The sequence below is a fragment of the Enterococcus timonensis genome (genome assembly GCF_900104595.1).
In the GTDB taxonomy this organism is placed as follows: Bacteria; Bacillota; Bacilli; order Lactobacillales; family Enterococcaceae; genus Enterococcus_J; species Enterococcus_J timonensis.
Genome location: NZ_FNVY01000003.1, coordinates 99,188 through 111,868 on the forward strand (window position 1 = coordinate 99,188; position 12,681 = coordinate 111,868).

13 protein-coding genes are annotated in these 12,681 nt (G+C 38.4%); 9 read left to right on the forward strand and 4 right to left on the reverse strand.

Features of this window, described 5'->3' with window-relative positions; all coding sequences use genetic code 11:
- Positions 1 to 43 precede the first annotated feature (43 nt).
- Positions 44 to 1,006, reverse strand: a complete 963-nt coding sequence (locus BQ5341_RS02305; protein ID WP_071130464.1) for a magnesium transporter CorA family protein — start codon at positions 1,004 to 1,006, stop codon at positions 44 to 46.
- A gap of 237 nt (positions 1,007 to 1,243) precedes the next feature.
- Here BQ5341_RS02305 and rny point away from each other — a divergent pair, with 237 nt between their 5' ends.
- From rny to BQ5341_RS02320, 3 genes are all read left to right on the forward strand, one after another.
- Positions 1,244 to 2,815: a ribonuclease Y gene (gene rny / locus BQ5341_RS02310; protein WP_071130840.1), complete on the forward strand. Its 1,572-nt coding sequence runs from the start codon at positions 1,244 to 1,246 to the stop codon at positions 2,813 to 2,815.
- Between the two features lie 145 nt (positions 2,816 to 2,960).
- Positions 2,961 to 3,323, forward strand: a complete 363-nt coding sequence (locus BQ5341_RS02315; protein WP_071130465.1) for a PadR family transcriptional regulator — start codon at positions 2,961 to 2,963, stop codon at positions 3,321 to 3,323.
- Positions 3,323 to 4,561 carry a DUF4097 family beta strand repeat-containing protein gene (locus BQ5341_RS02320; protein WP_071130466.1) on the forward strand — a complete coding sequence of 413 codons (1,239 nt, stop codon included), beginning with the start codon at positions 3,323 to 3,325 and terminating at the stop codon, positions 4,559 to 4,561. The genes BQ5341_RS02315 and BQ5341_RS02320 overlap by 1 nt, the downstream gene beginning before the upstream one ends.
- 42 nt (positions 4,562 to 4,603) lie before the next feature.
- On the opposite strand, the gene BQ5341_RS02325 is transcribed toward BQ5341_RS02320, so the two are convergent.
- The gene (locus BQ5341_RS02325; RefSeq protein ID WP_071130467.1) at positions 4,604 to 5,851 is read right to left on the reverse strand and encodes an APC family permease; all 1,248 of its coding nucleotides are present in this window, start codon (positions 5,849 to 5,851) and stop codon (positions 4,604 to 4,606) included.
- A 228-nt stretch (positions 5,852 to 6,079) separates the two neighbouring features.
- Here BQ5341_RS02325 and BQ5341_RS02330 point away from each other — a divergent pair, with 228 nt between their 5' ends.
- From BQ5341_RS02330 to rsgA, 4 genes are all read left to right on the forward strand, one after another.
- Entirely contained in the window at positions 6,080 to 7,966 is a 1,887-nt protein-coding gene (locus BQ5341_RS02330; protein WP_071130468.1) for a heavy metal translocating P-type ATPase, read from the forward strand.
- Between the two features lie 96 nt (positions 7,967 to 8,062).
- Positions 8,063 to 8,290, forward strand: coding sequence for a heavy-metal-associated domain-containing protein (locus BQ5341_RS02335; RefSeq protein WP_071130469.1), 228 nt, complete (start codon positions 8,063 to 8,065; stop codon positions 8,288 to 8,290).
- Positions 8,291 to 8,293: 3 nt separating this feature from the next.
- Complete coding sequence (locus tag BQ5341_RS02340) at positions 8,294 to 8,854, forward strand: ferritin-like domain-containing protein (protein WP_071130470.1); 561 nt, start codon at positions 8,294 to 8,296, stop codon at positions 8,852 to 8,854.
- A 491-nt stretch (positions 8,855 to 9,345) separates the two neighbouring features.
- Complete coding sequence (gene rsgA / locus BQ5341_RS02345) at positions 9,346 to 10,287, forward strand: ribosome small subunit-dependent GTPase A (RefSeq protein ID WP_071130471.1); 942 nt, start codon at positions 9,346 to 9,348, stop codon at positions 10,285 to 10,287.
- Between the two features lie 46 nt (positions 10,288 to 10,333).
- On the opposite strand, the gene BQ5341_RS10465 is transcribed toward rsgA, so the two are convergent.
- Positions 10,334 to 10,480: a hypothetical protein gene (locus BQ5341_RS10465; RefSeq protein ID WP_158661727.1), complete on the reverse strand. Its 147-nt coding sequence runs from the start codon at positions 10,478 to 10,480 to the stop codon at positions 10,334 to 10,336.
- A 178-nt stretch (positions 10,481 to 10,658) separates the two neighbouring features.
- Positions 10,659 to 11,102 carry a helix-turn-helix domain-containing protein gene (locus tag BQ5341_RS02350; protein WP_071130472.1) on the reverse strand — a complete coding sequence of 148 codons (444 nt, stop codon included), beginning with the start codon at positions 11,100 to 11,102 and terminating at the stop codon, positions 10,659 to 10,661.
- A 180-nt stretch (positions 11,103 to 11,282) separates the two neighbouring features.
- Between BQ5341_RS02350 and BQ5341_RS02355 the strand changes: the two genes are divergently transcribed.
- Positions 11,283 to 11,615, forward strand: a complete 333-nt coding sequence (locus BQ5341_RS02355; RefSeq protein WP_071130473.1) for a PadR family transcriptional regulator — start codon at positions 11,283 to 11,285, stop codon at positions 11,613 to 11,615.
- Entirely contained in the window at positions 11,612 to 12,592 is a 981-nt protein-coding gene (locus BQ5341_RS02360; protein WP_071130474.1) for a hypothetical protein, read from the forward strand. The genes BQ5341_RS02355 and BQ5341_RS02360 overlap by 4 nt, the downstream gene beginning before the upstream one ends.
- Positions 12,593 to 12,681 lie beyond the last annotated feature (89 nt).

Here is a 12,681-nt window from a genome sequence, read left to right on the forward strand (position 1 = left end):
TTTCCTATTTCTCTACACCGCTAGACGCACTCTCGACATCCTCTTACAAAAATCTATTTTTTCTTAGGTAGTAGACTACTAGGATGCAGAGGATGAAGGTGCCTAGAAATAGCCACCAAAATGCGTCGTCGCGGTTGGCGAAAGGGAGTTGGATATTCATGCCGTAAATGCTGCCGATAATGGTGGGGATGGTTAAGACGATGGTCAGACTCGTCAGGATTTTCATGACGTTATTTAAATTATTGGACACGATCGAAGAAAAAGTTTCGTTCATTTTTTCTACTAACTTAAGTTGCAGCCGGGCCGAAATTTGCGCTTGGCGATTTTCTACTAAGATATCGTGCATCTGACCGTGACCGGTGGCGTCCCACCCTAATAAATTGGTCTCAAAAAATTTTTGAAAAACGTGTTGGTTGTCCATCGTTGCTTGCTCAAAATAAATTAAACTTTTTTGGATATTCATAATTTGCGAGAGCTGTTTATTTTCAGTGGCGACTTGGATTTGATTTTCTAACGTATCGGAATGTGTTTTCATGGAAGCTAAGAGGATATTGAAAGAAGCCGACATCTCCCAAAACATTTGGAAAAGTATTTCCCAGATGGCGTTGGAGTTGGCAGAATCCGAGAATTTTTTTTGCAAAATTTTTTTAATAAATTCCGGCTCATAGTTGCTGGCGGTAATCATTTTTCCATCGGGTGTTAAAATAATTGAAAAAGGATACGTTTCAATTTGCAAATATCCGGCGGGAGATAATTTGGCAAAAGGGTATTGGACAAGAAGAAGCGCGGGATCGGCAAAGGTTTCCTGGGCTAATTTTTCAAAGCGGGAGTTTTCGGTGTCATCTAGGACATCGGTGATGTAGTCGCTAGGAAATGAAAAAGATTCGGCCACCGTACTAATTTCTGTGTCGCTAGGTTGTTCTAAGCAAAGCCAAATAGCAGCGCTTTTTGTATCTTCATTTAGTAAAGTGAGTTGATTATTTTGTATGGAAAAATATTTTATCATGAGAGTCCTCCCAAGAGTTGTATGCCGTAATTGTACCACGCCAGAAGACTTTTGAGAAAAATTCTCCTTTCAAAAATAACAAATGTTTCCCGAAACTCCTTTTGTCAGTTGACACAGTATTTTTTAAACATTAAAATGGAGTAGTGCATTTGTATGCACTTTAAAAAACTTGATAAGTTGATATTTTTATCAAACATTACATTTTTATAATCACAGATAGTAGGAGGTGGATCAATGATGGAATTTCTACCATATATCCTCGCTATCGTCGGATTAGTTGTCGGAGGTGTTTTCGGAATTTCCCATGGCAAAAAGCAAGAAAAGTTGCGCAATCAACAAGAAGTCGACGCAGCTACGCATACAGCCAAGGGTATTTTAGAAAATGCTGAAAAAGAAGCAGAAACGTTGAAAAGAGAAACGCTTTTTGCGGCAAAAGAAAAAACCCAAGTATATCGTTCAGAAATTGAAAGTGAGCTGAAAGAACGTCGTGCCGAAATAAAAAATCAAGAGAATCGCTTAGTGCAAAAAGAGCAGACTCTTGAGAAAAAAGATGGAACGCTTGATAAGCGTGAATCCTCACTGGAAGAAAAAGAAGGGAAACTCGGAAACTTACAACATGAACTAGACGAGCGAGAAAAAGAAGTAGCAACTCTCATTGACAAACAGCAACAAGAATTGGAACGCGTCGCCGCATTATCCCGCGACGAGGCCAAAGAAATTATCATTTCAACAACGCAAGAAGAATTAAATCACGAATTAGCCGTAATGGTTAAAGAATCAGAAGATCGCGCCAAAGATGAAGCAGATCGCAAAGCTAAGAATTTATTATCGTTAGCGATTCAACGAACGGGTGCTGATCAAGTGACTGAAACCACGGTCTCTGTTGTGACGTTACCTAATGATGAAATGAAAGGCCGGATCATCGGACGAGAAGGGCGCAATATTCGCACGTTAGAAACCTTAACGGGAATCGATTTGATTATCGATGATACGCCAGAAGCCGTAGTTTTATCAGGATTTGATCCAATTCGTCGAGAAATTGCTCGGATGACTTTGGAAAAATTAATTTCTGATGGCCGAATTCATCCCGCGCGGATTGAAGAAATGGTTGAGAAATCTCGCAAAGAAATGGACGAAAGAATTCGTGAGTATGGGGAACAAGCTGCTTTTGAAGTTGGCGCCCACACTTTGCATCCTGACTTAATTAAAATTTTAGGTCGTCTCCATTTCCGGACAAGTTATGGTCAAAATGTTTTAAATCACAGTCTTGAAGTTGCCAAGTTGGCTGGATCTTTAGCCGGAGAAATTGGCGAAGATATTCAACTAGCGAAACGAGCTGGATTATTGCATGACATCGGTAAAGCACTAGATTATGAAGTAGAAGGATCACACGTGGAAATTGGCGCCGAACTTGCTGCCAAGTACAAAGAAAATCCAGTGGTCATTAACGCCATTGCATCTCATCACGGTGACACCGAAGCAACATCAATTATTTCTGTTTTAGTCGCTGCAGCTGACGCTTTGTCGGCAGCCCGGCCTGGTGCTCGTAGCGAATCATTAGAAAATTATATCAAACGACTCCAAAATCTTGAAAATATTGCCAATGGCTTTAAAGGAGTTCAATCAAGTTTTGCTATTCAAGCCGGCCGCGAGGTACGGGTTATGGTGAAACCTGACGAAATCACCGATCTCGATGCTGTTGTCTTGGCGCGTGATATTCGCAAAAAAATTGAAAATGATCTGGATTATCCTGGTCACATTAAAGTTACCGTTATTCGCGAAACCCGCGTAGTAGATTACGCAAAATAATAATATCAAATCCCACTGATTTTTTTCAGTGGGATTTTTTTTGGCGATTTTTTTTCAGCTGCAAAACATTTTTAGATTGTTAAACAAATTACTTTGACGGACACAGTAATGTGGAGTACAATATTTTTATCAAGGAGGTTTTCAAATGGATTTAGAAAAAGAATTATTGCGGAACGCCACTGATGTGATATTGCTGAATGTTTTGTGGCAAAAAGATTCTTACGGCTATCAAATCGGCAAAGGTGTTAAAGCGCTAAGCCAAGGGAAATATATTCTCAATGAGGCCACTATGTATTCAGCGCTGCGCCGTCTAGAAAAAAATGGTTATTTAACAAGCTACTGGGGTGACGAAACTCAAGGTGCTCGCCGGAAATATTTTTCGGTCACTGAAGTTGGTGTCGATACGTTATTAGCCCAACAAAGTCAGTGGGGCCAGACAGTGGAAGTATTAACGAATTTAATTTTCGGTCAACTAAAAGATCAAGTCCCAGAAAAAGGAGAATTCTAATGGAAGCAAATTTAAAAAATACTTTGGAAAAATATTTTTTGCCTTACGAAAAAAACCAAGAAACAGAAGAATTGTTTGACAGTTTATTATCCGATTTAAGTGATAGCATGCAAGAAAAAATGGACGAAGGATTAACGCCGGAGCAAGCGTTGCAAGAAACAATTGAAAATTTAGGGGACTTAGATGAATTACTGCAAGCAATCACCCAAAGTTCAACTAGCGAGCGGATCGAACCTTTAGTTATGAATCAGGATGGCAAAAGAAATTTTCATCTTTTCCAGACTAAATTAGTGAACACACTTGAAGTTTCTTTAAATAATATCGAAGAAATCGCCGTCAGTTATAGCAATGCTGGTGTAAAAATTTTTCCGACTGAAGGAGAAAACTTAAAAATTTTAGAATACATGAACGTCGATCGACCTGATCTTTACGGAGTGCTAGAACAAAAAGACCAACGAATTAGCGTTTTTCAAGGTCGTAGTGATACGTTGATTTTATTTTTTAATATGCGGACTGAAATTTATTTGCCGGAAAGTTTTATTGGGAAATTGATTTTAGAAAATCGTTCCGGGAGTCTTTTTTTGAAAAATATTACTGGATTACAACAAATTATCGGTGAATCAAGTAGCGGATCGGTGAAATTCGAACAATTAGAAAGTCATCATATTGCTCTTTCTGCTCGCTCTGGTTCAGTGAAAGGGAATGGATTTATCGGCAGCGAGGCTGTATTTCAATCAGCTAGTGGTTCGGTGAAGTTAGATGATATCAAAGTCAAAAAACAACTACAAGTCAGCGCGAAAAGTGGTAGCGTGAAATTATTTTCAGTTCAAGCACCCATTTTATTAGCTGAAAGTGCGTCTGGGTCAGTGAAAGCAGAAAATATTTCCGGATCAGACGTGACGTTTACTTCCCGTTCTGGCGGGGTGAATGTTGAAAATGCTGTCGTCAGAAATTCTGGTCAATTTTCCAGTCGCGCCGGCAGTGTAAATGTAAAATTTCAAGAGGTGCAAGGTGATATTACAGCCGAGGCTCGCAGTGGTTGGGTGCAATTGACTATGCCTACTAAAGCAAGTTATACGCTTCAGACGTTTTCTAAAAATGGCAGCGTGACTTTACCCATTGGCACAATCGGTGAAACGCCAGCAGGCCAGCCAAAAGTAAAAATCGGCACAGTCGGTCAGAATCCGCAGTTTCATTTGAAGGCAGAAAGTAGCAGTGGTAGCATTCGAATCAATTAAAAAAATCCGCGCCCTCCATTAAGTTGAAGGGCGCGGATTTTTTTATTTTTTTCGTTGCAAGAGATAAAAAACGGGAATGCCTAGTAAAGTCACACCAATACCAATGAAAGCAAGGTTCGTCTGGGTGATTATCGTCATAATTAAAATAAAACTAGCACCGGCAATGGCCACCAATGGTACTAACGGATAAAACGGCACACGATAAGGACGCGTGATTTCTGGTTGGCTTTTTCGTAAACGAATGACCGCAAAAAATAAAAGCAGCGAAAAAATCCAAACAATAAAAATCGCCATATCAGTCAGTAAGTCAAAACTTCCTAGAAAAAGCATTAGACAACTTAACGCCAGTTGAAACAAAGCGACGCGATAAGGGACTTGCGTTTTCTTTGCTAATTTTTTGAAAAAATGACTTGCCGGCCATTGATTTTCTAGCGCTAAAGCATAAGGCACGCGGATGCCACTTAAGGTATAACCATTTAACGCGCCGTAAACGGAAATCAATAAACCTACCGTGACAACTTTTCCGCCAATATTTCCTAAAAGTTTTGTCGCCGCAAGTGAGGTCGCATTGGCATTACCGGCAATCATTTCTAGCGGCAATGCTTTTAAAATTCCCCAGTTGATCAAAAGATAAATCACTGTAACGCTACTTAAGCCTAAAATAATCGCCTTAGGAAAATCTTTTTCCGGCCGTTTCATTTCACCTGCCATCGCCGTTAACCCTAGCCAACCATCGTAAGCAAATAAAGTAGCTAACAAAGCACCAGAGAAATTCACCGTAGCATGAGTATCCGCAGGCCAAAAAGAAAAATGACTAGGTGTCGGAGCAAAAAAGCTAGCCCCCACAATAATTAAAATCGGAATTAATTTGATCAAAAGGGTTACATTTTGAACGCGGGTCGTAAATTTGGTACCTACTAAATTAATACCAGTAATACTGATGGAAGTCACTAAGGAAATGGGAATCAGCAATTTATCGTTTAATTGAAATAAATTAATTAATTGGGTGGAAAAAATCATGGCCAAAGCGGCGATGTTGGCAGGATAATAAAGAAAACTTTGAGCCCAGCCAAGTAAAAAACCGGCCAATTTGCCATAAGCTTTCTCCAAATATTTTACCGCCCCACCAGTTTCAGGCATCATAGTTGCCAGCTCCGCCACCGTTAGCCCGGCGGTTAAAGTGAGCAGGCCGCCAACTAGCCAGGCCAGCAAAGTAAGACCAACGGAATGCGTAAAGTTCACCACCGTGGCGGTTTTGAAAAACACGCCAGCGCCAATCACCGTCCCCATAATAATTGCAAAAGCACTAAAAAAATGTATTTCTTTTTTGATTTGTTGGACCTCCTTTTTTTTGCAGATGATTCATTATAGCAAAATTTTTGCTACTTTCTTTCAATTTCTTTTCAACTTTTTTCAAAACTTGATACCCGTCAATTTTTTTTGGCAATATGGGACCTATACTAACTAAGTAAGCAAGAGAAAGAAATAAAAAAACAGAAAAAAGAAAGAGGAAGAAAAATGAAATTTCAAAAATGGATTCAAGATCACAGTAATCACATTACCGTGATTTCAGCAGTATTAATTGTGTTAGGGTTTATCGGAAAATTTATCGGAGTAATGCCTTTATACAATATTTCTTTAGCAGTCGCTTCGGTGATTGCCGTTATCCCCATTGCGATTCACGCCTATCAAGCAGTGAAAGTAAAAGTAATTTCCATTGATTTACTCGTCACGATTGCCGTTGTTGGTGCTTTTATTATTGGTGAGTACAACGAGTCGGCGATTGTTACTTTCTTATTTTTGTTCGGGAGTTTCTTAGAGCAAAAAACGTTAACCAAAACCCGCGAGTCGATCAAAGCTTTAACCGAAATGGCTCCAACGACAGCGAGCGTTTTACAAGCGGATGGCACAACTGAAGAAGTTGAAATTGATGACGTTGAAGAAGGCGACGTGGTCTTAGTTAAAACGGGTGGCGCCATTCCCGTTGATGGTACGGTTGTTGAAGGAAAAGGGTACGCCGATGAAGCGGCCGTCACTGGTGAATCAAAACAAGTCGTTAAAGAAGTCGGGGCCGAAGTATTTTCCGGAACGATTTTAGCCGATGGATTTTTACAAATTGAAGCAACTAAAGTCGGCGACGATACAACATTTGCCAAAATTATTGAACTCGTTGAAGAAGCGCAAGATACAAAATCTCACGCCGAAAAATTTATCGATCGGTTCGCTCAGTATTATACACCAGCCGTTTTACTGATTGCTTTAGTCGTTGGTTTAGTAAGTCGTGATTTTCGTTTAGCAATTACCGTTTTAGTTCTCGGATGCCCTGGAGCTTTGGTAATTGGTGCTCCAGTTTCTAACGTTGCTGGTATCGGTAATGGCGCCAAACGCGGCATCTTAGTTAAAGGTGGCGAGGCGATGGATACTTTTTCAAAAATCGATACATTTGTCTTTGATAAAACCGGAACGTTAACAAAAGGAACGACTGCCGTTTCAGAAATTAAAAATTACAGTCAAGATGCTGATTTGAGTTTGAAATTAGTAGCACGGTTGGAAACATTATCCGATCATCCACTAGGCCGGGCGATTATTAATCACGCCACGACAAAAAATTTAAATTTTCAACAACTAGAAATTAAAAATAATCAAACGATTAAAGGTCAAGGTATTGTGGCCGATATTGACGGACATGAAGTTTGTGCGGGGAATGCAAAATTATTAGCCACCCACAAATTAACTCTTAGCGCCGCCCAACAAAAAGATCTTTTAGCGCTACAAAAAACCGGCAGCTCCATTGTAATTGTCGTTATTGATAAAGTCGTCACACAAATTATCGGAGTTTCCGATGAAATTCGCCCAGAAGTCGCTACGCAATTGGCTCGTTTGAAACAAGCTGGCGCTAAACATTTAGTGATGTTAACTGGTGATAATCAAATTACCGCGCAATATGTCGCTGAAAAATTAGGGATTGATGAAGTGCACGCCGAATTAATGCCTGATGAAAAAGTAAAATTTGTTAAAAAATTCCAAGATGAAGGTCGTCGCGTCGCATTTGTCGGCGATGGAATTAATGATTCCCCATCATTAGCCACGGCAGATATCGGAATTGCCATGGGATCAGGAACGGATGTGGCCATTGAAACTTCTGATGTTGTTTTAATGCAATCAAGTTTTGACGCTTTAGTTCACGCTTATCGTTTGGCGAAAAAAACAGTCTTAAACACACGGGAAAATGTTGTTATTGCTATTGGCGTTGTAGCCTTCTTACTCATTGGTTTGTTCGCCGGCTTCATTTATATGGCATCTGGGATGTTCGTTCACGAAGCCAGCATTTTAGTGGTCATCTTTAACGCCATGCGCTTATTGTATTTTGGCAATAAAGATGTAAAAAAAGTTTCTGCTCAATAATTTCTCAAAAAAAATAAAAACTTGACCGTCGTCAATTTTTATTTGAACAATCGCACCTATAATAAAGACATAAAGAGATGAAAGGAAGATTCAATTATGAAAAAAATTATTATGCAATTAGATACCTTATCTTGCCCAAGCTGTATGCAAAAGATCGAAAGTGCCGTTTCTCAACAAGCTGGTGTGAGCGATACGAAAGTGTTGTTTAACGCTAGCAAGATCAAAGCTAATTTCAACCCCGACGAAGTTACTCCTGAAAAATTATCCGAAGTCGTGGAAAAATTAGGTTACGATGTCAAATCTGTTAAAGTGAAAGAGGCGTAAATCATGAGTGAAAATACATTAAGCATCGAAGAAAAATTTGCCCAAGAAGTAAAACAATCGGATGTCGATCATCATAAACCAACTGCCGGCGCTATGACCGGTCACATTTTAGCTAACTTTAAACTACAAGAAATGAAACTCACCCAAGCAAAATTTTATGTAAAAGGTTTGAACGCTGCTAGTTTAAAAGAAGTTTTTGAAACGTTAGCTAATAACGAAACTTTGTGGTTTGAAAAAATCGCCCACGAATTAGTAATTGAAAATGAAGTGATTCCTACAACTTTAGAAGAAGTTACTCGCTACGGAAAAATCGCCGAACACGGTCAAAATAAATATTTGGACGCTACTAGCATGTTAGAAAACTTTGCCAAAGACTTTGACTTCCAAAATATTTTCATCACGCGGGCAATTAAATTAGCCGAAAATGAAGAAAAATTTGGTCTTCAACAATTATTGATTCAACTATTGTCCTTCAATAAAGACGCCATCTACCAAGTTCAAAGTCTACTAGGAAAAACCGTCCGAGAAGATCTAGACGAAGAAGACGACGACGATGACGATTAAAAAGTAATCGAAATCGCGGTTTGGGACGTAGAGAATTAGGAAAATTTTTGAAAAATCCTGATTTTAGATTTTTAAAAATTTTATCTATTCTCCTAGTTCCAGCGATTGAGATTCGGATTAAAAAAGTAAAAGAAGGTGCTGTTTTGTCCGTATAATGGCGTAGGAAAATAGGAAGAAGGTGTAAGAGTGTGTTAACACTCTGAAGGCCTCTTATCTTTTTCCCTAGCCATTGGACAAAACAGCAGGTTAATCGAAATCTTTTAAAAATCTTTCCAAACTAACAGGATAAAACGTCCTCAACTAAAAATTGTTTCTTGTGAAACATTTTTAGTTGAGGGCGTTTTTATTTTTAAAAAATTATGCTAAACTTACTGCGTACTGAAAAAAATCCGAAAGGGGTTGTGATGAATGATTGCAACGACAGTTTTTAATATTTTGGAGGTATGCGCCAAGGTGTAACCTCCGTTAATTTGAGGAGGAACAGTCAACAAATGACTAAAGGAATTATTATTTTTCAAGCACAAGGAATTTACAAAGTAATATTGGATGCAAAAGAAATTGTCACCGGTCGCTTGAAAGGCAATCTCTTAAAAGAACGCAGTGCCATGTTAGGCGGCATGCCAGTGGTAGGAGATTTTGTTCAAGGAGAAGTGCATGATACGGATCAATTTTTAATCACCGAAATTTTAGAGCGCAAAAGTTTTTTACAACGAAAAATTGCCGGTTCGAGACAAGATCAACAAGGAATAGCTGCTAATATTGATACGGTTTTTATTACTACGAGTGCCAATCATGAATTTAATTTGGCGCGGCTAGAGCGATTTGTGACGATTGTTTGGGATTCTGGGGCGATGCCGGTGATTGTTTTAACGAAAACTGATTTAGCTCAAGCGGGAATTATCGCACAACAAGTGGAAAAATTAAGCGAATTTTTTATCGGTTTGCCAATAATTACAACTGGACTAAATGAAGAAATCACCGAAAAATTTTCCGCCTATCTTTCGCCGGAAAAAATCGTTACCTTTATCGGTTCATCTGGTGTCGGAAAATCGACGTTATTGAATCAATTTATTCAAGAAAATGCACAAGTCACTCAAGATATTCGAAATGAAGATGCTCACGGACGGCATACGACTACGAGTCGGGAATTATTTGTGCTGGAAAATGGGGCGATGATTATTGATACCCCGGGCATGAGAGAAGTCGGTTTAGACACTGTTTCTGCCGCAGCGCTAGAGCAATCTTTTGAGCAAATTACTGGTCTTGCCAAAATGTGTCGCTTTAACAATTGCCAACATAAAACGGAACCTGGCTGTGCGGTGAAAGAAGCCATCAACAATGGCGAATTATCGGATGAATTATTCAAAAATTATTTAAAAATGCAAAAGCAATTGCAATTCTTACAAAAAAAAGAAATGCGCAAGAAAAAATAAATGTCAAAGGGGCTGGCCGCAATCACTGCGGCCAGCCCCTTTTTAGTTACAAAATATTTTTGGTAGAAAGTTCATTTAGATAGTCAAAGAGATTTTCTTCAATAATCGTTAAGTCAGTCATTGTTTTTAAAACTTCAGGATATAAAGTCGAGTTCATCACTAATTCATCTTTGAGGACGACTATTTTTTTCATGTTTTAGCCCTCATTTCGAAATTTTTTTGTTTTGGAATTTTTGAAGTATAAGATATTAACAGCTTATATTCTAATATAGAATGGGTACTCGCTTGCAGCATAAAAGACTAGGTTGACAATGCCAATGGCAAAATTTCTCTGATTTCTTGTCGAAAGTAGTTGCATCAAAATAGATGGACTAATTCGTCAAAACATTTGCTAAAGTTATTTTTTGTTCTTTTTCCTTAGAGGTGCCATTTGAATAGGTTATTTTCAGTTGGACAGTAACCAGATCATCTTTTTTAAGAGCAACCAGATACTGGTGGTTGTCCGTTCTAGTGACATCGTCAGGAAAATAAATCATTTTACCTTGTTGATCATAGGTCAAAGATTTCCCTTGTGAACAAATTGTTTGAGAGCCTAAAAAAATTTTTTGACTCAAGAATAAAAATTGAAAAAATTCACTTGGGGTTAATTTTAGTCGGTCAATAATTGCTAATAGAGTTTTAAAACTAATTTCAATTTTTCCACGCTCAAAAGCGCCCAGCTCAGAGTAACTTACCAGATCTTTACTTAAATTTTTCAACGTTAATCTTTTTTTGTTTCGTAGTCGGCGTACATAAGCACCAGTTTCTTTAGGCATAAGATTCCCTCCTGTAAAAACGATCAAAGATAATCTGCTGAGTAATGTTATATTTTGTTTTTATTATATTCTTTCTGGTAGATGTTTACAATAAATAATTTTTTACTTGACCTGTCGGAGTAATTCTGCTATTTTAATTACAACGGCAGATGAAGTAATTATTAATTGAGGAGGTGGGCAATGTTAACGAGTGATAGCATGCGGGGTTATAATGATTTGCTGATTTTAGCGACTTTACAAAAAGGAGATTCTTATGGCTATGCAATTTCTAAAGCAATTTTCCAACAAGTACACGAAAAATATTTAATTAAAGAAACAACGTTGTATTCGGCGTTTGCCCGCTTAGAAAAAAATCAGCTGATTATTGCTTACCCCGGGAAAATGACTCACGGCAAACCAAGAACTTACTATAAAATAAGCCAAGAAGGACAAAAATATTTGGAGAAAAAAAAGGAAGAATGGCATGAAATTCAAACAATTATGAATCTTTTTTTTGAGGAGGAAAAGGAATGAACACGTTAAAAATTTATCTGGATGGCTTATTTAAAAATCTACCAAAAACTCCTGAAAATCATCAACTTTATGATGATCTTTTAGCTAATGCTGAGGACCGCTATCAGGAATTAACGGCAGAAGGTCTTGATGAAGCCAGTGTCATTGGTAAAATTATTGCTGAAATGGGTAGTGCCGAAGAATTAACCGCAGAATTTGGCGGGGAAGAACAAGATCAAAATCAGTCGGGAAATCATTCGGCTTACGATCAATGGACACAAACTTCCGCCAGAGAAAAAGAAATTCCTGCCGAAACAAAAGGAATTTCTGGAGAATTTTTTGAAGAGCAGCAAAAAGTTTTTCGTCGGAATATCTTACTGATTGCCCTTGGTGTGATGATTTTCTTTATGGGGAGCGGATTATTTATAGCCAATCAATCATATGGCCCGCGAACTTTATTTTTCTTAGGGGCGGGACTGGCGCTAATTATTTCTATTATTTTATTGAGTTTAGGGAGCGTCAATTTAATTTTGCAACGGCAAAAATTAGCCGGTGTTTCAATTAGCGAAGAGGCTAAAAGAGCGGCTCGCTACCAGTTAGAAAATTTTTCCAACTCAGCTAAATTATGTCTAGTGCTAGGCATAGGCGTTTTCTTGTTGGGATTTTTACCGGTGATCTTTTTAGCGGTTCATCCGAGATTTTCCATGTTAGTAGGCTTTGGCTTGTTACTGATGATTAACGGCTTGACAGCTTTTCTTTTCATTTACGGATTTGGGAATCGGTGGTTTTTAAAAAAATTCAGTCAAGAAAAAATATTCGCCCCCAAAATGATTGATGCTCCGGAAAGATCCAGTGCGGATGTGCGTTTTGATGGTTGGTATTGGCCCGCTGTTTGGTTATTGTTCATGGTAAGTGGTTTTCTTTTTCATGCGTGGGCGGTTAGTTGGTTAATTTTTCCAGTGGCGGCGATTGTTAGGAGAAATATTAGGAGAAACTAACATTTTTTTATATTTGATGTTGGTGCTTATTAAGAGCGTCGGCATCAAATTTTTTTTGGACAAAAAAAAGAAAGCACCGAGATGCTTTC